The sequence below is a fragment of the Zoogloea sp. genome (genome assembly GCF_023150065.1).
In the GTDB taxonomy this organism is placed as follows: domain Bacteria; phylum Pseudomonadota; class Gammaproteobacteria; order Burkholderiales; family Rhodocyclaceae; genus Zoogloea.
The window spans coordinates 78,802-100,449 of record NZ_JAKLLN010000002.1 but is presented as its reverse complement, the minus strand read 5'-3'; the positions used below and the strand labels follow the sequence as shown (position 1 = coordinate 100,449).

17 protein-coding genes are annotated in these 21,648 nt (G+C 68.0%); 9 read left to right on the top strand and 8 right to left on the bottom strand.

What is annotated here, in order from left to right; genetic code table 11:
* The first annotated feature begins 17 nt into the window (after window positions 1-17).
* The 6 genes from L6Q67_RS03705 (at window position 18) to L6Q67_RS03680 (ending at window position 9,216) form a co-directional block, all read left to right on the top strand.
* Window positions 18-851, top strand: coding sequence for a (Fe-S)-binding protein (locus L6Q67_RS03705; protein WP_296565497.1), 834 nt, complete (start codon window positions 18-20; stop codon window positions 849-851).
* Window positions 848-1,522, top strand: a complete 675-nt coding sequence (locus L6Q67_RS03700) for a lactate utilization protein (protein WP_296565494.1) — start codon at window positions 848-850, stop codon at window positions 1,520-1,522. Before L6Q67_RS03705 ends, L6Q67_RS03700 begins: the two co-directional genes overlap by 4 nt.
* Window positions 1,523-1,605: 83 nt before the next feature.
* Window positions 1,606-2,985, top strand: a complete 1,380-nt coding sequence (locus L6Q67_RS03695; RefSeq protein WP_296566195.1) for a LutB/LldF family L-lactate oxidation iron-sulfur protein — start codon at window positions 1,606-1,608, stop codon at window positions 2,983-2,985.
* 145 nt (window positions 2,986-3,130) lie between these two features.
* On the top strand, window positions 3,131-5,911 hold the full coding sequence (locus L6Q67_RS03690) for an FAD-binding and (Fe-S)-binding domain-containing protein (RefSeq protein ID WP_296565490.1): 2,781 nt from the start codon (window positions 3,131-3,133) through the stop codon (window positions 5,909-5,911).
* Between the two features lie 123 nt (window positions 5,912-6,034).
* A complete protein-coding gene (lldP, locus tag L6Q67_RS03685; protein ID WP_296565486.1) occupies window positions 6,035-7,681 on the top strand; it encodes an L-lactate permease in 1,647 nt (548 codons plus the stop codon).
* A 224-nt stretch (window positions 7,682-7,905) separates the two neighbouring features.
* Window positions 7,906-9,216 carry a diguanylate cyclase gene (locus tag L6Q67_RS03680; protein ID WP_296565483.1) on the top strand — a complete coding sequence of 437 codons (1,311 nt, stop codon included), beginning with the start codon at window positions 7,906-7,908 and terminating at the stop codon, window positions 9,214-9,216.
* Window positions 9,217-9,241: 25 nt separating this feature from the next.
* On the opposite strand, the gene L6Q67_RS03675 is transcribed toward L6Q67_RS03680, so the two are convergent.
* Entirely contained in the window at window positions 9,242-9,661 is a 420-nt protein-coding gene (locus tag L6Q67_RS03675) for a BLUF domain-containing protein (protein ID WP_296565481.1), read from the bottom strand.
* 29 nt (window positions 9,662-9,690) lie between these two features.
* Window positions 9,691-10,134, bottom strand: coding sequence for a cold-shock protein (locus L6Q67_RS03670; RefSeq protein ID WP_296565479.1), 444 nt, complete (start codon window positions 10,132-10,134; stop codon window positions 9,691-9,693).
* 312 nt (window positions 10,135-10,446) lie between these two features.
* Between L6Q67_RS03670 and L6Q67_RS03665 the strand changes: the two genes are divergently transcribed.
* On the top strand, window positions 10,447-11,223 hold the full coding sequence (locus L6Q67_RS03665) for a ferredoxin--NADP reductase (protein WP_296565476.1): 777 nt from the start codon (window positions 10,447-10,449) through the stop codon (window positions 11,221-11,223).
* A 73-nt stretch (window positions 11,224-11,296) separates the two neighbouring features.
* On the opposite strand, the gene L6Q67_RS03660 is transcribed toward L6Q67_RS03665, so the two are convergent.
* The 4 genes from L6Q67_RS03660 to eat all read right to left on the bottom strand — a co-directional run bounded on the left by L6Q67_RS03660 (window position 11,297) and on the right by eat (window position 15,874).
* Window positions 11,297-12,145 (bottom strand): TorF family putative porin, encoded by an 849-nt coding sequence (locus L6Q67_RS03660; RefSeq protein ID WP_296565473.1) that lies wholly within the window; start codon window positions 12,143-12,145, stop codon window positions 11,297-11,299.
* Between the two features lie 50 nt (window positions 12,146-12,195).
* The gene (gene eutC, locus L6Q67_RS03655) at window positions 12,196-12,993 is read right to left on the bottom strand and encodes an ethanolamine ammonia-lyase subunit EutC (RefSeq protein ID WP_296565471.1); all 798 of its coding nucleotides are present in this window, start codon (window positions 12,991-12,993) and stop codon (window positions 12,196-12,198) included.
* 13 nt (window positions 12,994-13,006) lie between these two features.
* Window positions 13,007-14,389: an ethanolamine ammonia-lyase subunit EutB gene (locus tag L6Q67_RS03650; protein ID WP_296565467.1), complete on the bottom strand. Its 1,383-nt coding sequence runs from the start codon at window positions 14,387-14,389 to the stop codon at window positions 13,007-13,009.
* Window positions 14,390-14,485: 96 nt separating this feature from the next.
* A complete protein-coding gene (eat, locus tag L6Q67_RS03645; protein WP_296565463.1) occupies window positions 14,486-15,874 on the bottom strand; it encodes an ethanolamine permease in 1,389 nt (462 codons plus the stop codon).
* Window positions 15,875-16,166: 292 nt separating this feature from the next.
* Here eat and L6Q67_RS03640 point away from each other — a divergent pair, with 292 nt between their 5' ends.
* Entirely contained in the window at window positions 16,167-17,138 is a 972-nt protein-coding gene (locus L6Q67_RS03640; RefSeq protein WP_296565460.1) for a helix-turn-helix domain-containing protein, read from the top strand.
* A 501-nt stretch (window positions 17,139-17,639) separates the two neighbouring features.
* A complete protein-coding gene (gene fdhD / locus L6Q67_RS03635; RefSeq protein ID WP_296565457.1) occupies window positions 17,640-18,509 on the top strand; it encodes a formate dehydrogenase accessory sulfurtransferase FdhD in 870 nt (289 codons plus the stop codon).
* A 62-nt stretch (window positions 18,510-18,571) separates the two neighbouring features.
* On the opposite strand, the gene aroG is transcribed toward fdhD, so the two are convergent.
* Together aroG and L6Q67_RS03625 are read right to left on the bottom strand one after the other, a co-directional pair.
* On the bottom strand, window positions 18,572-19,654 hold the full coding sequence (aroG, locus tag L6Q67_RS03630) for a 3-deoxy-7-phosphoheptulonate synthase AroG (protein ID WP_296565453.1): 1,083 nt from the start codon (window positions 19,652-19,654) through the stop codon (window positions 18,572-18,574).
* Window positions 19,655-19,751: 97 nt separating this feature from the next.
* Window positions 19,752-21,626, bottom strand: coding sequence for a potassium transporter Kup (locus L6Q67_RS03625; protein ID WP_296565451.1), 1,875 nt, complete (start codon window positions 21,624-21,626; stop codon window positions 19,752-19,754).
* Between the last annotated feature and the right edge of the window lie 22 nt (window positions 21,627-21,648).

Genomic DNA, 21,648 nt, shown 5'->3' with positions numbered 1-21,648 from the left:
GCAGAACTGGAGGAGACATGAGCAAGACCCCCCAAACGGCAGGCGCCAGTCACGGCGCGCGCAGCTACCCCCCGCGCCCCGAGGCGGTGTATTTCTACGCAACCTGCCTCGTGGACATGTTCGTCCCCGAAGCCGGCATGGACGCCATCACCCTCCTCGAGCGGGAAGGTGTGCGCGTCATCTTCCCCGACAACCAGACCTGCTGCGGCCAGCCTGCCTACACCAGCGGCTTCCCCGACGAAGCCCGCCAGGTGGTCGAATCCCAGCTTGATCTCTTCCCCGGCGACTACCCCATCGTGGTGCCCTCCGGCTCCTGCGGCGGCATGATCCGCTGGAACTGGGAGAAGGTCGTCGCCAACGACCCGGCCCTCAAGGCCCGGGCCGCCGCCATCGCCGAACGCACCTTCGAGCTGGCCGAGTTCCTGGTCCATGTGCTGGACTTCAAGCGCCCCGACCAGGGCCCGGCGCTCACCGTGGCCCTGCACACCTCGTGCTCGGCCCGCCGCGAGATGGGCACCCTGCTTGTGGGCCGCGAGCTGCTGGCCCGACTCGGCAATGTCACCCTCGCCATCCACGATCACGAATCCGAATGCTGCGGCTTCGGCGGCACCTTCTCGCTGAAGCACCCGGACGTCTCCACGGCCATGGTCAGCGACAAGGTCGCCTCCCTCAAGGCCACCGGCGCCGGCCAGATGGTCACCGCCGACTGCGGCTGCATGCTCAACATCACCCGCCGCGCCGCCCGGGAAGACCTGGACGCCGGCCGCGCCGCGCCGTCCCTGCCCGGCGAGCACCTGGCCACCTTCCTGCTCAAGCGCACCGGCGGAAAGCCCAGTGGAGAACACGCATGAGCGCCCGCGACCGCATCCTCGCCAAGCTGCGCGGAGCCCGGCCCGCCGAGCCCCTGCCCCACCCCGACCCGGCGCCCCACTACGCCACCCGGGCCCGCAATGAATCGAAGGCCGAGCGCCTGGCCCGTTTCCGCACCGGCATCGAAGGCTTCCACGCCGACGTGCATGTCACCACCGAAGCCGACTGGCCCGCGCTGCTGGCCAAGCTGTGCCGCGACAAGCAGGTGGGCACCCTGATGTTCGGCGCCAACACCCCGGCCGGCCAGCGCCTGCAGGCCGACACCTTCGGCGACATCAGCCTGCGCCCCTGGGCCGGCCAGGTGGAAGACATCAAGGCCGACCTGTTCCACCGGGTGGACGCCGGCTTCACCCAGACCCGCGGCGCCATCGCCGAAACCGGCAGCCTGATCCTGTGGTCGTCCGCCGACGAGCCGCGCACCCTGTCCCTGGTGCCGCCCATCCACTTCGCCCTGCTCGACGCCGCCCGCATCCACCCCACCTTCTACGACGCCCTGGTGAGCGAGAACTGGGCGGCCGGGCTGCCCACCAACGCCCTGCTGATCTCCGGCCCGTCCAAGACCGCCGACATCCAGCAGACCCTGGCCTACGGCGCCCACGGCCCGAAGGAGCTGATCGTGCTGGTCATCAACGCCGAAGGAGACGTGCAATGAGCGCCCACCAGCAGACCAGTACCGGCGGCAAGGACGCCGGCAAGCCCATCGCCTTCGTCTCGGCCCAGGCCCTGCGCGAGCGCATGCACGACGCAGTGAATGATCCGCACCTGCGCCAGAGCTTCCGCGGCGCCATGGACTTTCTCATGGCCAAGCGCGCCGCCCAGTTCCCCGATACGGACGAGCTGGACTCCCTGCGCAGCCTGTCCGAGGCCATCCGCCAGTACAGCCTGTCCAAGCTGCCCGACCTGCTCGAACAACTCGAGGCCAACCTGACCCACAACGGCGTGCAGGTGCATTGGGCCGAAACCCCCGACGAAGCCAACGCCATCATGCTGGGCATCGCCCAGCGTCATGCGGCCAAGCTGATCGTCAAGGGCAAGTCCATGGTCAGCGAGGAGATTGAGTTCAACCACGCCATGGAAGCCGCCGGCGTGGGCGCCCTCGAATCCGACATGGGCGAATACATCGTCCAGCTCGCCGGCGAGAAGCCCTCCCACATCATCATGCCGGCGATCCACCAGACCAAGCAGCAGATCGCCAAGCTGTTCGCCGAGCACATCCCCGGCGTCAGCTACACCGACAACGTGGACGCCCTCATCCAGATCGGCCGCCGGGTGCTGCGCGAGAAGTTCGAGATCGCCGACATCGGCCTCTCCGGCGTGAACTTTGCCGTGGCCGAGACCGGCACCCTGTGCCTCGTCGAGAACGAAGGCAACGGCCGCATGTGCACCACCGTGCCCAAGGTGCATATCGCCATCACCGGCATCGAGAAGGTGGTGGAGAAGCTGGAGCACGTCGCCCCGCTGTTCTCCATCCTTACCCGCTCGGCCACCGGCCAGGCCGTGTCCACCTACTTCAACATGATCTCCGGCCCGCGCCGGGGCGAAGACAAGGACGGCCCCGAAGAGGTGCACCTGGTGCTCCTGGACAACGGCCGCAGCCAGGCCTACGCCGACGAACAACTGCGCAAGACGCTGCAATGCATCCGCTGCGGCGCCTGCATGAACCACTGCCCGGTCTACACCCGGATCGGCGGTCACGCTTACGGGACCACCTACCCCGGCCCCATCGGCAAGATCGTCTCGCCCCACATGATGGGGCTTGAGCAGACCCACCTGCTGCCTACCGCCTCCAGCTTGTGCGGTGCCTGCGGCGAAGTCTGCCCGGTGAAGATCCCCATCCCCGAACTGCTGATCCGCCTGCGCGGCGAAGCCAACAGCGAACCCCACGCCAACCCGGCCATGGTGGGTCAGGGCGCCGGGCACAATGCGCTGACGAGCTTCGTGTGGCGCATGTGGGCGCGGGTCCATGCCCGCCCCGGCAGCTACCGGGCCTTCAGCTGGCTGGCCACCCGCTTCCGCGCCTTCACGCCCAAGCGGCAAGGCGGCTGGACGGCGGCCCGCACCCCCCTGCAACCCGCCCCGCGAAGGCTCCGAGACATGGTCAAAGACCGACGCTAGCGCTTCGTGTGTAGGGGCGACTTCAGTCGCCCACTGATCCCGATCAACGGCACATGCCTGTGATCTACGCGCGGATGGGCGACTGAAGTCGCCCCTACATGCCCCCCTCAAACCCCAACCCAATCCCTGCCCGGGAGGACCCGTCATGTCCGCACTCATCGACGCCCTGCGCAACACCCTCTCCACCGACCGTGTCATCACGGACGAACTCCGCCGCCTCGCCTACGGCACCGACGGCAGCTTCTACCGCCTGATCCCCGAGGTGGTGGCCGTGGTCAACGACGAAGGCGAGGTGCGCAAGGTGGTGGATCTGGCCCGCCAGCACGGGCGTCCGGTCACCTTCCGGGCCGCCGGCACCAGCCTGTGCGGCCAGGCCGTTACCGACGGGGTGCTGGTGCTGCTGGGCGAAGGCCTGGCCACCTGCCGCATCGCCGCCGACGGCCAGAGCGTGGAGGTGGGCACGGCCATGATCGGTGCCGAGGTGAATCGCCGCCTCGCCCCCCTGGGCCGCAAGATCGGCCCCGACCCGGCCTCCATCAACGCCGCCAAGATCGGCGGCATGGCCGCCAACAACAGCTCCGGCATGTGCTGCGGCACCGCCCAGAACAGCTACAACACCCTGGCCTCGATCCGCGTGCTGCTGGCCGACGGCACCCTGCTCGACACCGGCGAGCCGGCCAGCGTCGCCGCCTTCCGGATCAGCCACAAGAGCCTGCTCGACCGCCTTGCCGGCCTGGCCGACCAGGTGCGGGCCGACAAGGCCCTGGCCCAGCGCATCCGCAGCAAGTACAAGATCAAGAACACCACCGGCTACAGCCTCAACGCCCTGGTGGACTACAGCGACCCGGTGGACATCCTGGCCCACCTGATGATCGGTTCCGAGGGCACCCTCGGCTTCATCTCCCGCATCACCTACCAGACCGTCCCCGAATACGCCCACAAGGCCAGCGCCCTGGCCTTCTTCGAGGACATGGAAAGCGCCTGCCGGGCCGTGGTGGGCCTCAAGGAACGGCCGGTGGACGCGGTGGAGCTCCTCGACCGGGCCTCCCTGCGCTGCGTCGCCCACAAGCCCGGCATGCCGCCCCTGCTCAAGACCCTGCCCGACGGCGCCACCGCCCTGCTCATCGAAACCCGCGCGCCCTCGGCCGTGGAGCTGCAGCAGCGCATCGACTCGGTACTCGAAGAGCTGGCTGCCTACACCCTGATCGAAGCCCCCGCCTTCACCACCGACGCCACCGAGATCGAGCGCCTGTGGAACGTGCGCAAGGGCACCTTCCCGGCCGTCGGCGCCGTGCGCAAGCCCGGCACCACCGTGATCATCGAGGACGTGGCCGTGGCCGTGCCCGACCTGGCCGCCGCCTGCCTGGATCTCCAGCACCTGTTCGCCAAGCACGGTTATCACGAGGCCATCATCTTCGGCCACGCCCTGGAGGGCAACGTCCACTTCGTGTTCACCCAGGACTTCGGCATCGACACCGAGGTGGCCCGCTACGCCGCCTTCATGGACGAGCTGTGCACCCTGCTGGTGAAGAAGTACGACGCCTCCCTCAAGGCCGAGCACGGCACCGGCCGCAACATGGCCCCCTTCGTCGAGCTGGAATGGGGCACCCAGGCCTACGGCCTGATGCTGGAGATCAAGCAGCTCTTCGACCCCGAAGACCTGCTCAACCCCGGCGTGATCATCAACGACGACGCCGAGGCCCACCTCAAGCACCTCAAGCCCATGCCCGCCGCCGGCCAGCTCTACGCCCCGGTGGACCGCTGCATCGAATGCGGCTTCTGCGAGCCCCAGTGCCCGTCCCACGGCCTCACCCTGTCACCCCGCCAGCGCATCGTCGGCTGGCGCGAGCTGTCGCGCCGCCAGGCCGCCGGCGAGGCCCCCGGCCAGCTCGGCGAGGACTACCTCTACATGGGCCTGGACACCTGCGCCACCTGCGGCCTGTGCTCCACCGCCTGCCCGGTGGGTATCGAGACCGGCGCCCTGACCCGTGCCGTGCGCGGCGAGAAGCTGTCCAGCGTGGCCCGCAGCCTGGGCCAGGTGGCGGCCAACCACTTTGGCGCCACCCAGGCCCTGGCCCGCACCGCCCTCAAGGCCGGCCACCTGGCCGAGAGCATCGTCGGCACCAAGGCCCTGTCACGCCTCACCGGCGGCGCCTGGAAGGAAGGCATGCCCACGCCCCAGCCCCTCGGCCGGGCCACCCGCCAGCAGGGCGACAAGGTGGTGTACTTCCCCACCTGCGCCGGCCGCATGTTCGGCGCCGACAGCCCGGAACAAGCCCTCTCGGCCACCGTCATCCGGGTACTGGAGCGGGCCGGCTACGCCCCCATCATCCCCGAGGACGTCAACAGCCTGTGCTGCGGCCAGTCCTTTGCCAGCAAGGGCCTGGAAGCCGACGCCGACCGCAAGTCGGCCCAGCTCGAAGCCGCCCTGATGAAGGCCAGCAACAACGGCGAATACCCGGTGGTGCTCGACGCCAGCGCCTGCTCCCTGCGCATGAAGACCTTCCTGGCCGAGCGGCTCACGGTGCACGACCTGGTGGAATTCGCCCACGACGCCCTGCTGCCGCGCCTGATGCTGCACAAGAAGGAGGAGCCGGTGCTCATCCACCTCAACTGCTCCGCCCGCCGCATGGGCGCCGAAGCCAAGCTCCGGAAGCTCGCCGACGCCTGCGCCACCCGCAGCATCCTGCCCGCCGAGGTGAAGTGCTGCGGCTTTGGCGGCGACCGGGGCTTCGTGGTGCCCGAACTCAACGCCCACGCCCTGCGCAAGCTCCACGCCGACGTGCCCGCCGGCTGCTGCGGCGGCTACTCCAGCAACCAGACCTGCGAGATCGGCCTCACCAACGCCACCGGCCTGCCCTACCGCTCCATCGTGCATCTGCTCGACGAGTGCAGCGAGGAGGCTGCCCGCCTGGCCACCTGCTGAACAAGCCAGACCACCCGCAGGGGCGACTGAAGTCGCCCCCACAAAAAAGCAATACAAACAGCAGTAAAGACGACACCGACTCTCGGCGATACCCACCCCGCATTCACCAAGGAGGAAACACGAATGCAACCCTGGATGCAGATTTACGACCCCTTGGGCAACCTCTGGTTGTCCTCGCTGGTCGCCGCGCTACCGATCATTTTCTTCTTCGTCGCGCTGGCCGTCCTGCGCCTGAAGGGGCATGTGGCCGGCACCATCACCGTGGCCATCGCCCTGGCCGTGGCCATCTTCTTCTACAAGATGCCCGTCGAGATGGCCCTCGCCTCGGCCGGCTACGGTTTCCTCTACGGTTTGTGGCCCATCGCCTGGATCATCATCGCCGCGGTGTTCCTCTACAAGATCACCGTCAAGACCGGCCAGTTCGACATCATCCGCGCCTCGGTGGTCTCCATCACCGATGACCAGCGCCTGCAGATGCTGCTGGTGGGCTTCTCCTTCGGCGCCTTCCTGGAAGGTGCAGCGGGCTTCGGCGCCCCGGTGGCCATCACCGCCGCCCTGCTGGTGGGCCTGGGCTTCAACCCCCTCTACGCCGCTGGCCTGTGCCTGATCGCCAACACCGCCCCGGTGGCCTTCGGCGCCATGGGCATCCCCATCATCGTCGGCGGCCAGGTCACCGGCATCGACCCCTTCAAGATCGGCCAGATGGCCGGCCGCCAGCTGCCGCTGCTGTCCGTCATCGTCCCGTTCTGGCTGGTGGCCATGATGGACGGCTGGCGCGGCATCAAGGAAACCTGGCCCGCCATCCTGGTGGCCGGCCTGAGCTTCGCCGTCACCCAGTTCTTCACCGCCAACTACATCGGACCGGAACTGCCGGACATCACCTCCGCCCTGGTCAGCCTGATCTGCCTCACCGTCTTCCTGAAGAACTGGAAGCCCAAGCGCATCTTCCGCTTCGACAACCAGCCCAGCGCCGTGCAGGGTGCCGACGAACAGCACAGCTTCGGCAAGATCGCCAAGGCCTGGTCGCCCTTCGTCATCCTGACCATCATGGTCACCATCTGGAGCCTGAAGCCCTTCAAGGCCCTGTTCGCCAAGGACGGCCCGCTGTATTCGCTGGTGTTCCAGTTCCCGGTGCCCATGCTCGACAAGCTGGTCATCAAGATGGAGCCCATCGTCGCCAAGGCCACTCCCTACGCGGCCGTGTACAAGCTCGACCTGCTCTCCGCCACCGGCACCGCCATCTTCCTGTCGGCGCTGATCAGCATGATCGTGCTGGGCATGCGCAGCGGCGATGCCGCCAAGGCCTTCAAGGAAACCGTGGTCGAGCTCAAGCGCCCGATCTACTCCATCGGCATGGTGCTGGCCTTCGCCTTCGTGGCCAACTACTCCGGCCTGTCCGCCACCCTGGCCCTGCTGCTCGCCGGCACCGGCGTGCTGTTCCCGTTCTTCTCGCCCTTCCTGGGCTGGCTGGGCGTGTTCCTGACCGGCTCCGACACCTCGTCCAACGCCCTGTTCTGCTCCCTGCAGGCCACCACGGCGCACCAGGTGGGCGTGTCCGACACCCTGCTGGTGGCGGCTAACACCACCGGTGGCGTGACCGGCAAGATGATCTCGCCCCAGTCCATTGCCGTGGCCTGCGCCGCGGTCGGCCTGGTGGGCAAGGAGTCGGACCTGTTCCGCTTCACCGTCAAGCACAGCCTGATGTTCGCCACCATGGTGGGCATCATCACCACCCTGCAGGCCTACGTGTTCACCTGGATGATCCCCTGATCCATCCCGTTCTCTCTTCAGTACGGGGATGATGCGTCCCCTGGGAGCCTCAACGGCGGCCGGTGATCCGGTCGCCGTTTTTTTGCGTCCACCCCGGCGGGCCGTGATGGAGCGCACACGAAGCGCCATCCACCGCTCGACACGCTTGCGGCGGCCACCTGGAATCAGCCACTCTACGCTCCAGGCGCCACCCTCGAAGCGCCACCGAAGGAACCCCCGGCAGCATGGAACGGCAACTCGAAAACCGGCTTCTCAAATGCGTCGACCTGCTCCTCGACGCTGTCTTTCTCGTGGACGAAGACGGGCACATCGTCTACGTCAATTCCGCCTGTCAGGGCATCCTCGGCTACACGCCGGCCGAGATGATCGGCCGGTCGATGGCCGACTTCATCCTCCCCGACGACCGCCCCCTGACCGCGCGGGAATCGGCCCAGGTGATGGCCGGCCATGGCCGCGTCGGCTTCGAGAACCGCTATGTTCACAAGGACGGGCACACCGTGCACATCATGTGGTCGGCGCGCTGGTCCGAGGCCGACCGCCTGCGCATCGGTGTGGCCCGGGACGTGACCCGGCAGAAGCGCGCCGAGGCCATCCAGATCGCCACCTACGCCGTCTCCGAAGCCGCCCATCAGGCCACCGACCTGGACAGCCTCTTCGAATGGATCCACGCCATCATTGCCGGGCAGGTGCCCCTGGCGGGGCTGGCCGTGGCCATCCGCGCCCCCCGTGGCGAGCTGAGCTTTCCCTACCAACGGGGCGAGGGAGGCGCCTCGCCCATCCTCGACGAAGCCCGGGCCCACGCCCTGTGCACCCGGGTCATGGCCGAGGGCACGGCGCTGCACCTCAGCACCGACACACTCGAGCTGGCCTCTGCCGGCCAGAGCCCGCGTTACGCCTCGTGGCTCATCCTGCCCCTGGTCACCCGCCAGGAAGCCATCGGCGCCCTGGCCCTGCAGGCCCCCGCCGGCGCCCGCTACGATGACGCCGACCGGGAGCTGCTGCACTTCGTCTCCGCCCAGGTGGCCACCGCCATCGAGCACGGCCAGCTCAAGGCCGAGCTGCTGCGGGCCGCCCGGTATGACGAGCTGACCAGCCTCCCCAACCGGCGCCTCTTCCACGACCGCCTCAACACCGCCCTGGCCCGCAGCAGACGCAGGCCGTGCGGCATGGCCCTGCTCTACATCGACATCGACGACTTCAAGCACGTGAACGACACCCTCGGCCATGCCGCCGGCGATCTGCTCCTGCAGCACATCGCCCGCCGCCTCGAAGGCTGCGTGCGCAAGGCCGACACCGTGGCCCGCCTGGGCGGCGACGAATTCGTGGTGATCCTGGAAGAAGTGCACGGCCCCGACGATGCCCGGGAGGTCGCCGACAAGATCCGCAGCGCCCTGCGGAACTACATCCGCATCGACGACAGCCTGCTGCGCACCGAAGCCAGCATCGGCATCGCCATCTACCCGGAGAACGGCACCAATGCCGAAGCGCTGCTGAAGCATGCCGATGGCGGCATGTACCGGGAGAAGATGGGCTGAACCCCGGCGCCCCCGGCGGGCGCGCTCAGACCCTGCTGAACTGCCGCAACATCTCGGTCACGGCCCCCGGCCGGGCCCCGATGGTGGCGGCATCGAAGCCCCCCAGCAGGAAGGGCGCAAAGGCCGGGTGATGCTCGACATCCCTTTTCGTGAGGCGCCGGAAACCCATGCTCCAGCCGGGGAAGTCCCGCTCGGGGATGACGTCCCTGGCGAGCACGAAGAGGCCCTTGTGGCGCTCATCGTCACGAATCCGGCTGTAGGTCTCATCGATGGCCGCCTCTTCACCTTCGATGACCTGCATGAAGTTGCCGTTCAGGTACAGGAGCACCCCGGTGATGCCCTGCTGCGCATTGTGGCGGATGGAGGATTCGAGAATGCGGTCCAGCTCGTCGTCGGACAGCTCCTTGCAGGCAGAGCTCACGTAAATCAGTTGGACCAGGGGCATGACCGCTCCAGGAAACGGGAAAAACCATTTTAGCGCAATGGCCTTGCCTGCTCGCGGCCTCCTGCTGTGCCGCCCTCCGGGGCTGGCGGTGGTGCTACGGGTGCCGCCACGCCCTGCTGCTGCGCCCCCCGGTAGCGGCTGTATTCGCCGAATCCATACCAGGCCAGGCCTGCAACGAGCAGCAGGAAGATCAGCTTGCCGGCACGGCCGGCGCCGGCTTTCGCCCGGGGCGCAATGTCCGGGGGCGGCTCCCGGACCACGGCCCGCCGGCAGCGCAACAGCCTCACTCCACGCCGCTTGCCATCCGGGTCCAGGTCGATCTCGAAGCTGAAGCGGTCGCCCAGGCTGGGGCGGATGCCATCCTGGGGAAAGGCGGAAATATGGACGAAAACGTCGGGGCCGCCCTGGGCGGGGGCGATGAAGCCAAAGCCGCGGTCATTGTTCCATTTGGCGATGGTGCCTTCGATGCGCATGGGAGGGGTCGGTGAGCATGTTCTCTCACGGGCCGGCGGGGACGGGGGCGGGCGCGAGACAGGAAAGTGTGTCGCCCGATGGTGGCACAGGCGTTCACGCCGGCTCTATGGACCAGTTCACTGGAATCGGTCGCCTTATTTGACATTTGCGACACAGTTAAGGCCCGGCTCTGGCACAGATCATCACAGGGGGCGCAAACGCGGATGCGCTGCCGGATTCCTGACCTGTGATAAGAATATGAAGGAAAATTTGCTGCGAACCTGGGGAGCGACGGAGGATAATGCTGCACCTCCGATCTTCCGCTTTTTGACATGGCTGCCTACATCACCGAAAAAGTCCTCAGCGTCCATCACTGGAACGAGACTCTGTTTTCCTTCACCACCACGCGGGATCGCTCGATCCGCTTTGAAAACGGCCAGTTCGTGATGATCGGCCTGGAAGTCGAAGGCCGGCCCCTGGTGCGGGCTTACTCGATCGCCAGCGCCAACTACGAAGAGACCCTGGAATTCTTCAGCATCAAGGTGCAGAACGGCCCCCTCACCTCGCGCCTGCAGCATCTGCAGCCGGGTGACGACCTGCTGGTGTCGCGCAAGCCCACCGGCACCCTGCTGCTCTCCGACCTGCTGCCGGGCCGGCACCTGTACCTGTTCTCCACGGGCACCGGCATGGCGGCCTTCATGAGCGTGATCCGCGACCTGGACGTGTACGAGCGCTTCGAAAAGGTGATCCTGATCCACGGCGTGCGCCAGGTGAGCGAGCTGGCCTATCACGACTACATCACCAAGGAGCTGCCCCACCACGAATACCTGGGCGAGGCCATCTCCGAAAAGCTGATCTACTACCCCACCGTGACCCGCGAGCCCTTCCGCAACCAGGGCCGCCTGACCGACCTGGTGGAGAGCGGCAAGCTCTTCGAGGACATCGGCCTGCCGCCCCTCGACCCGGCCGTTGACCGGGCCATGATCTGCGGCAGCGCCGCCATGCTCAAGGACAGCCGGGCCATGCTGGACAAGCGCGGCTTCCGCATGTCCAAGCGCATCGGCGATCCGGCCGACTACGTGATCGAGCACGCCTTCATCGAGAAGTAAGCACCCGCTCCCTGCACAGGCAAAAGCCGGGGCGTGCCGCAAAGGGCACGCCCCGGCTTTTTCATTGCCGCGCTCAGAAGGCCTTGGTGACGCTCACGAAGAACTTTTCCTTGGCGATGTCGTGCTTGGAGGTGCCGTTGTTGAGGCTGTAGTAGCTGCGGTAGGCGTCGGGCTCGCTGGTGGCCGAGAAGAAGGCGCCGGCGCTCCAGCCATCGGGCAGGGCCTTGGTGATGCCGACCTTGTAGTAGCTGATATCCAAGCCAGTGGCATGGGCGATGACCTGGCGGCCGATCTGGCCACTGAGGTTCCAGCCCTCGGCGATGTCGTAGGCGGCGTTGAGCTCGTAGAAGTGCGAGCCGCGGGTGTTACCGGTGACGCCGGCGCTGGCGTCGCCGAAGAAGCCGCCATTGGTGGGCGAGTTGTTGGTGCTCCAGCCGAAGTACTCGGTGAGGTTGCGGCCGGTCTTGAAGGTGAGCCACTCGTAGCTCAGGGCAATGTAGGCCTCCATGGTGTTGAGACTGTTGGAGCGGTTGTAGCCGGCAAAAGCCGAATCCGTCCAGTTGCCGCCCGGGTAGGTGTAGTAGATCAGGCCCGCGTCATAGCCCACGGTGTCGGCGATCTTGCCCCGGTAGCCACCATAGAAGTCCATCTCCACCGCCGCACCGGGCAGCCAGTGGTCGGACACGTTGGAGGCGAAGAAGCCCGCGTAGACACCGGAGGTGTGGGCCGCCTCGACACTGAACTGCAGGGCCGGCTTGCCCCAGGTCTGGGTCTGGCCGCGGAAGATGTAGTCGCTGACGAAGCCGAGGCTGACCGGTACGGTCCAGGCGGATTCGTCGGCCGCCAGGGCCGGGGTGGTGGCGCCAAGGCTGGCACAGGCGAGGCACAGGGCGGCCGAAGCACGCAGGGAAGAGTGGGACATTGGGGGTTCTCCGTTAAGTGAATGACGAGCTGAAAGGTCGGGTTGTGGATCTAGGGGGCCAGCCCCGCGGCGGGTCTGGCGGCATCGGGCAGGGCAGCGTCACTGTCGTCCTTCAGATCGACACCGGTACGCCCAAGCTTGAGGGCGCCGGCGATCAGGAAGGCGAGTTTTCGCGCTGCTTCGGGGTAATTCAGCCCTTCCGGGCGCACATTGGAGATGCAGTTGCGCTGGGCATCGGTGAGGCCTGGCCGGGGCCGGGCCGTGAGATAAAGCCCCAGGCTGTCGGGGGATGACAGCCCCGGCCGCTCGCCGATCATGACCACCACCTGCTCGGCGCCCAGGGCCTGGCCGATCTCGTCGCCCAGGGCCACGCGGGCCTCACTGGCGATCACCACCGGGAGGGTGGGCAGTTCGGGGAAATACGGCTGCAGGGCCTGCAGCAGGGGCAGGCCGTGACGGGCCACGGCCAGGGACGACAGCCCGTCGGCCAGCACCACCGCCAGCCGGGGCCGTGCGGCCCACAGCCGGGGGCCTTGCCTGGCCAGCAGGGCCAGGCTCTCCGGGGTCAGGCTGCGCCCCCGGTCGGGGCGGCGCAGATACATGCTGCGGTCGGCGGCCTGGCTATGCACGGCCAGGCTGGCGAAGCCGGCGTCCTGAAGGTCGGCCTGCAGGCTGGCCACGTCGAGGGCCTGGTGCACGGCATCGCGGGCCTGGGCGTGGGCGGTGCCAAAGCGCAAGACCTCTCGGGTCGGCAGGCTCACCCCGGCGCGGCCCAGGGCCACCCGGGCGCGGGTCAGGCCCTGCAGGCGCAGCCAGGGGTCGGGGGTGACGATGGCGGGTTTGCTCATGGTCGATCTCCCCTCACAGCGTGGCGGCCAGGGCCAGCAGGGCCTGCTGCTCACCCTGGGGCAGCAGATTGCCGCGAAAATCGGCGATGCCCATGCGCTCCAGCCAGTCCTCGAATTCGGGGGCCCGGCGGCGGTCGAGCACCTTGCGCACGTAAAGCGCATCGTGGAAGGACGTGCTCTGGTAGTTGAGCATGATGTCGTCGGCCCCCGGCACCCCGATGATGAAGTTGATGCCCGCCACCCCGAGCAGGGTCAGCAGGGTATCCATATCGTCCTGGTCGGCCTCGGCGTGGTTGGTGTAGCAGATGTCGCAGCCCATGGGCAGGCCCAGCAGCTTGCCGCAGAAGTGGTCCTCCAGCCCGGCGCGGATGATCTGCTTGCCGTCGTAGAGGTATTCCGGGCCGATGAAGCCGACCACGGTATTCACCAGCAGCGGCCGGTAGCGCCGGGCCAGGCCGTAGGCGCGGGCTTCCAGGGTCTGCTGGTCGGCGCCGTGGTGGGCATTGGCGGACAGGGCGCTGCCCTGCCCCGTCTCGAAATACATCACGTTGTTGCCTACGCTGCCGCGGCCCAGGGCCAGGGCGGCGGTGTTGGCTTCGTCCAGCAGGGCGGCGCTGACGCCGAAGCTGCGGTTCACCGCCTCGGTACCGCCAATCGACTGGAACACCAGGTCCACCGGGGCGCCCTTGTCTATGGCGCGAATCGTGTTGGTGACGTGGGTCAGCACGCAGCTCTGGGTGGGCACCTCGTACTGCTCGCGAAAATCGTCGATCAGGCGCAGCAGGGTGGTGATGGCGGGCAGGCTGTCGGTGGCCGGGTTGATGCCGATCACCGCATCGCCCACGCCATAGAGCAGGCCGTCGAGCATCGACGCGGCGATACCCCGGGGGTCGTCGGTGGGGTGATTGGGCTGCAGGCGCACAGCCAGCCGGCCGGGCAGGCCGAGGGTGTTGCGAAAGCGCGTGACCACCCGGCACTTGGCGGCCACCAGAATCAGGTCCTGGTTGCGCATGAGCTTGCTCACCGCAGCCACCATCTCGGGGGTCAGGCCCGGCGCCAGGGCCTGCAGGCTGGCCGCATCGGCGGCATCCGAGAGCAGCCAGTCACGGAACTCGCCCACGGTGAGACCGGCCACCGGCGCAAAGGCCGCGGCGTCATGCCCGTCGATGATCAGGCGGGTCACCTCGTCGTCCTCGTAGGGCACCACCGCCTCCTGCAGGAAGCGGCCAAGGGGCAGGTCGGCCAGCACGATGCGGGCGGCCATGCGCTCCTCTTCCGAGGCGGCGGCGACGCCGGCCAGCATGTCGCCCGAGCGGGCCGGGCTGGCCTTGGCGAGGAGGGTCTTGAGGTCGCCAAACACATGGCGACGGAGTCCGAGGGTGCAGGCGTAGGTCATGGTCTTGTTCTTCGTCTGTGGTCATCCTGCATCTGCATCGCGCCGGCCCCCGAGCTGGCGGGCGCCGGATCGCATTTGCAGGTTCTGTGCCAGCAATCAGCCCTCGGCCCGGGCCAGCTCGGCAAAGGGCAGCTCCTCGCGCTGCTTGTGGGTCAGCTGGAAGTAGCCGTAGCCCAGGGCCAGGATCGCCACGAAGACGCCGGTGAGGAGCGGGTTGAACCAGGCCACCGTGGCCAGGCAGATCAGCGCCCCCACCAGGGCCACGGCCGGGAAGACCGGGTAGAAGGGCACCTTGTAGGGCCGCGCCAGGCGGGGCTCGGTGGCGCGCAGCTTGAACAGGGCCGCCATGCTCAGCACGTACATCAGCAGGGCGCCGAGCACCGCCATGGTGACGATGTTGGCGGTCAGGCTCTGCCCGCCGAAGGACAGCAGCTCATCGCTGAAGATGGCGGCGATGCCCACCACGCCGCCGGCCAGGATGGCCCGGTGGGGCGTCTTGAAGCGCGGATGGACCACGCCGAACCAGGCCGGCAGGTAGCCGGAACGGGCCTGGGCGTAGATCTGGCGGGAGTAGCCCAGGATGATGCCGTGGAAGGACGCCACCAGCCCGAACAGGCCCAGCCACACCAGCATGTGCAGCCAGCCGCTGGACTCGCCGACGATGGTCTTCATGGCCTGGGGCAGCGGATCGTTGATGTTGGCCAGCTTGGTCCAGTCGCCCACGCCGCCGGCAAACACCATCACGCCCACGGCCAGCACCACCAGCGTGAGGATGCCGCCGGTGTAGGCGATGGGGATGGAGCGCTTCGGGTCCTTGGCCTCCTCGGCGGCCATGGCGACGCCCTCGATGGCCAGGAAGAACCAGATGGCGAACGGGATGGCGGCGAAGATGCCCGGTACGGCGGCCAGGGAGAACTCGTCCGCGCCGCCCCAGCCGCCCTTGGTGAAGTTGGCCAGCGAGAAGCCCGGCGCCACCACCCCCATGAACACCAGCAGCTCGAAGATGGCGAGCAGGGTCACGAAGAGTTCGAAGGTAGCCGCGATGGTCACCCCGACGATGTTGAGCCCCATGAACACAATATAGGCGCCCACCGCCGCGATCTTGGGATCGAGGGCCGGGTACTGCACGTTGAGGTAGGCACCGATGGCCAGGGCAATGGCCGGCGGCGCAAACACGAACTCGATCAGGGTGGCCATGCCCGCCACGTAGCCGCCGGTGGGGCCGAAGGCATGGTAGCTGTAGGCAAAGGGGCCGCCGGCGTGAGGGATGCTGGCGGTGAGTTCGGTGAAGCTGAAGATGAAGGTGCCGTACATCACGGCCACCATCACGGTGGTGACCAGAAAGCCCAGGGTGCCCGCCGAGGCCCAGCCGAAGCTCCAGCCAAAGTACTCGCCCGAGATCACCAGCCCCACGGCGATGCCCCACAGCTGCCAGGTGCCCAGGCTGGCCGACAGGCCATGGGCGGATTGCGTGTTCGCACTCATGATTCACTCCAGGAAAATTGATGGGTGAATCGTCGCCCACACCGCCCCGGCGCATCTATCAAGTTTCAGCACCGCAATAGCAATTTTCGGCACCGCTGCAGGATGCCTGCAACACAGCGACAAAATCCTGCACCAGCCCAGTGCCTGCAGCCATCGACCTGCACCGCGACGGGGCCGGAAGGCGGCACCGGGCGACCCGCCCACCCCCGCTCAGGGCGCACTGCCCCGGCACGCCGACGACGGTACGGCGCTTGCTAAACCCGTACACACATTTTCCGTACAGGAAACCCCCATGAGCGCCATCTCCCCTCCTCCACCCGCCCAGACCCACCCCCTGCGCCGGGTGACCCGCTCCCGGGACGCGGATGAGCATGCCCACAACCTGTCCCAGTGGGACCAGCGCTACGACCAGCTCACGCCGGGCAGCTTCGAGGGCGCGGTGACCGAGCTGTGGCTGCCCCGCACCCAGGTCTTCGTCGAGACGGCCAACCGCCGGCTGCGCCAGACCTGCGCCGCCTGGCCGCGCTCGGTGTGGTTCGGCATCCCCGCCGCCCGGGACGGCATGATGTGCCTGGGGGGCAAACCCCTGTCATCCCGCGCCGTGTGCGTCCGTGACGGCGGCGCCGAGTTCGACCTGCTCACCGCCCCCGACTTCAACCTCTTCGGCGTGGTGGTGGACCGCCTGGCCTTTGCCGACTACCTGGACCGCCGCAGCCACCAGGACCTGGACCGCCTGCTGCTGCAGGGCGACGTGCTGCACCTGGCCCCCGGCCGCAAGGAGACCCTCATCGCCACCCTGGCCGACATCCTGGCCGACGCCGGCACCCCCGCCGCCCCGGCCAGCGCCGACGCCCTGCAGCTGCGCATCTTCGGCGCCCTGGCCGGCATGTTCGAGGAACGCGACAGCGCCCCGGCAGCCCTCAGCCGCAGCCGCCTGCTGCACCAGCAGGCCGTGGACAAGGTGCGCCAGTATGTCCTCAACCACCCGGAGCAGCCCCCCACCATCCCCGAACTGTGCGCCCACCTGCACCTGAGCCGGCGCGCCCTGCAGAACTGCTTCGAGGACGTGACCGGCATGCCGCCCCTGGCCTACATGCGCAGCCTGCGCCTCAACGCCGTACGCCGGGCCCTGCGCTACGGCGACGGCCTGCGCCCCATCTCGTGCATCGCCTACGACTGGGGCTTCACCCACATGAGCCAGTTCGCCCGGGACTACAAACGCCTGTTCGGCGAGCTGCCCTCGGACTCCCTGCGGCAAGGCTGAAACGCCGGAGTCCGTGCCGTTACTGGCTTGCGTTCCGTTGTTTTGCGTGACCTTGGCCGGGATTTCGCCCCGGCGGGGCGGAACGGGCTTTTCGGAGGCACCGAGCCCCTGCGGACATCAAGTCGGGTACTGGCCGTTGATCACCTGCATCTCCTTTCCCCTCTGGCACGCCGACTGGAGGTAATGCCGGGCGAAAAAGGGCTGCGCATGTCTGAGCCCGCAGGGCGAGTTTGCGCAGACCCCGCCCGGCATTGCCGGAAGGAGGGAACCCCCGCAGGGGGCGCGACAGCGGGGTACGTTTTCTTGCCTTCTTCTTTGTCGTACAACAAAGAAGAAGGTCGGCCGCCGGGCCGAGACCCGGCCAACGTAACGCAAAACAACGGAAAGCCAGCCCGCATGGCTCAACGATTCGAGGTCGAATGAATTCGACCCCACAGAACTGCGACCTGCCCGCTCACCCCGCTACACTAGCGGGCCCCCGCCCTTGCATCGCCCTCGTCCATGCCCCACGCCCCCGCCTCCTCCTGCCCTTCAGCCCCGCTGCACGCCGCCGATGCCGACGCGCCCCTGCCTGCCCATCGCCCTCTGCCGGTGTACCGGGTGGACGGCACGCAGACGCACGCCGGCATTGATGAAGTGATCGAGGAAGTCCCCGTGGCCCTGGTCTTCAACGGCATCTCCCACGCCGTGCTGCTGGCCACGCCGACCGATCTGGAGGACCTGGCCCTGGGCTTCAGCCTGAGTGAGGGCATCCTGGCGGAACGCAGCGAGCTCTACGACCTGGAGTGCTTCGCGGGGCCCCAGGGCATCGAGCTGCGCCTGGAGATCGCCTCAAGCCGCTTTGCCAGCCTCAAGGCACGTCGGCGCAACCTGGCCGGCCGCACCGGCTGCGGGCTGTGCGGGGTGGAGAGCCTGGACGCCCTGGCCCGGCCGCTCGCCCCGGTGCCGCCCCACCCGGCACTCGACACCGCGGCGGTGGCCACCGCCCTGGCCGAGCTGCCCGGCTGGCAGGGCCTGCGCCAACTCACCGGCGCCGTGCATGCGGCGGCCTGGGTGGATGCCGACGGGCATATCCGCGCCCTGCGCGAGGACGTGGGCCGCCACAACGCCCTGGACAAGCTCCTCGGCCACCTGGCCCGGACGGGCACCGATACGCAGAGCGGCTTCGCGCTGGTCTCCAGCCGGGCCAGCTACGAGATGGTGCAGAAAGTGGCCGTGCGCGGCATCGGCTGCCTGGTTGCCGTCTCCGCCCCCACTGCCCTGGCAGTCAAGCTCGCCACCGAAGCCGGCCTCACCCTGGCCGGCTTTGCCCGGGGCGAGCGCCTGGTGGTGTACAGCCACCCAGCCGGGCTGGGGCTGGCGGCCACCTGATCGTACGGAGCAGCAAAAAGGGCGGCCGAAGCCGCCCTTTCCTGGTCGCCAACGCGCCCCGCTTACTCCAGGTCGGCGCGCTTCACGCGGCGCTGACGCACCGCCTCGGCGAGGATCTCCAGCACTTCCAGGCTGTCTTCCCAGCCGATGCAGGCATCGGTGATGCTCTTGCCGTATTCCAGCTCCACGCCGGGCTTGAGGTCCTGGCGGCCTTCCTTGAGGTGGGACTCGACCATCACGCCGATGATGCGGTCTTCACCGTTGGCCAGTTGGCCGCCCACGTCCCGGGCCACGTCCACCTGCAGCTTGTGCTGCTTGCGGCTGTTGGCGTGGGAGAAGTCCACCATCAGCTTGGCGGTCACGCCCGAAGCAGCGAGCTCCTTGCAGGCGGCGTCGACGCTGGCGGCGTCGTAGTTGGGGCCCTTGCCGCCGCGCAGGATCAGGTGGCAGTCCTCGTTGCCGCCGGTGGACACGATGGCCGAATGCCCGGCCTTGGTCACCGACAGGAAATGGTGGGGCGACTGGGCCGCCTTGATGGCATCCACGGCGATGCGGATGTTGCCGTCGGTGCCGTTCTTGAAGCCCACCGGGCACGACAGGCCGGAGGCCAGCTCGCGGTGCACCTGGCTCTCGGTGGTGCGGGCGCCGATGGCGCCCCAGGAGATCAGGTCGGCAATATACTGGGGGGTGATCATGTCGAGGAACTCGGTGCCGGCGGGCAGACCCAGCTCGTTCACCTCCCACAGCAGCTTGCGGGCGATGCGCAGGCCGTCGTTGATGCGGAAGCTGTTGTCCATGAAGGGGTCGTTGATCAGGCCCTTCCAGCCCACGGTGGTGCGGGGCTTCTCGAAATACACGCGCATCACCACCAGCAGGTCGTCCTTCAGGCGGTCGGCCTCGGCCTTGAGGCGGCGGGCGTATTCCATGGCCGCGTCGGTGTCGTGGATGGAGCACGGGCCGATGACCACCAGCAGGCGGTCGTCGGCGCCAAACAGGACGCGGTGAATGGCGGTGCGCGCCTCGAAAGCCGTCTCGGCCGCCTTGGGGGTGGCCGGGAATTCCCGCAGCATGTGGATGGGCGGGGCCAGTTCCTTGATGTCCTTGATCCGGACATCGTCGATATGGACTTTCGATGAGGCGTGCATGGTCAATCCTGTCGGCTGCTTTTGAGTGAGTCGATGATTCTAGCCCATGGCCCCGGCCCGAGGCCATGCCGGGCAGGCCAGGACACCTGCCGTCACCCTAGAGCATCACCTGGGTGCCCAGCTCCACCACCTGGTTGGAGGGCAGCTTGAAGTAGGTGGCCGCTCCTTCCGACTGGCGCATCATCCAGGCGAAGAGCCCGCAGCGCCACGCCGGCATCTTGCCGGGGCCGTCCACGATGCTCGAACGGGCGACGAAGTAGGTGGTGGTCATGGGCTCGAGCTCCAGGCCCAGGGGCGCGGCCAGGGCCAGGGCGGCGGGTACGTCGGGCTCCTCGCGAAAACCGAAGCGCGCATCCACGTTGTAGATGCCCTCGGCGAGCTGGGTCACCGTGACCCGCTCCCGGTCGTCGATGCGCGGCACCTCCTCGTTCACCACATGCAGGAACACGGTGCGCTCGTGCATGACCTTGTAGTGCTTGAGGTTGTGGAACAGGGCGCTGGGCACCAGAGAAGGCTCCGAAGTGAGATACACCGCCGTGCCGAAGACATGGGGCACATCCGGCAGGGGCCCCTTGATGAAGCCCGCCATGGGCACGTCGATGCAGCCCCGCTGCTCGGCCAGCAGGCGACTGCCCTCCTTCCAGGTGGTGAGCATCAGGAAGATGCCCGCGCCCAGGGCCATGGGCATCCAGCCGCCCTCGCCGAGCTTGGTCAGGTTGGAGCTGAAGAACAGCAGTTCGAGGGCGCCGAACACCGCCATCGCCGCCAGCAGCCGGATGCGCCCGCGCACATCCGACACCAGCAGGATGAACACCGTGAGCAGGGTGGTGATGATCATCGTGCCCGACACGGCGATGCCGTAGGCCGCCGCCAGGGCCCCGGAGGAGCGGAACTCCAGCACCAGGATGATCACCGACACCAGCATCAGCCAGTTCACGATGGGCACGTAGATCTGCCCCCGCTCGGTGTCGGAGGTGTGCAGGATGCGCAGGCGCGGCAGGTAGCCCAGCCGGGTGGCCTGCAGGGTCATGGAGTAGGCGCCGGTGATGGTGGCCTGGGAGGCGATCACCGTGGCCAGGGTGGCGAGGCCCACCAGGGGCAGCAGGAACCAGTCCGGCGCCAGCAGGTAGAAGGGGTTCTCGATGGACACCGGGGCCCGCAGCACCAGCGCGCCCTGGCCGAAGTAGTTGAGCATCAGCGCCGGCCACACCAGCCCATACCAGGCCAGCCGCACCGGCCGGGGCCCGAAATGCCCCATGTCGGCGTACAGGGCCTCGCCACCGGTCAGGGCCAGGAACACCGCGGCGAGCAGGATGAAGGCCACATGGGGCTTGTCGATGGCAAAGCTGAGGGCGTAGCGCGGGTCCACCGCCCGCAGCACCTCCGGGGTCTGCACGATGCTGGCCACACCGAGAATGGCCAGGGTGGCGAACCACAGCACGGTGATCGGCCCGAAATAACGCCCGACCTGCCCGGTGCCGTGCTTCTGGATCATGAACAGCCACACCAGGATGCCCACCGTGATGGGCACCACGTAATGCTCCAGGTGCGGCATGGCCACGCTCACCCCCTCCACCGCCGACAGCACCGAGATGGCCGGGGTGATGATGGCGTCGCCGTAGAACAGGGCCGCGGCGAAGATCCCGGCCCCCACCGCGAGCTTCGCCCACAGCGGCGTCGGGGCGTCCCGGTGGGCCCGGGCCGTGAGGGCCAGCACGCCGCCCTCCCCCTCGTTGTCAAAGCGCAGCACCACCCACACGTATTTCAGGGAGACGATCACCAGCACTGCCCAGAAGAAGGCCGACAGGGTGGCCAGCACGTTGGCCTCGCTGGGGTCGATGCCATGGGCGCCGGCGAAGGCCTCCTTGAAGGCGTAAAGGGGGCTGGTGCCGATGTCGCCATAGACCACCCCCAGGGCGGCCAGGGCGAGCGCCGCCGTGCTGCTTCGGGAATCCGTGTTCGGGTTGTGCATGAGTGACTCCGCGGGAGACCGT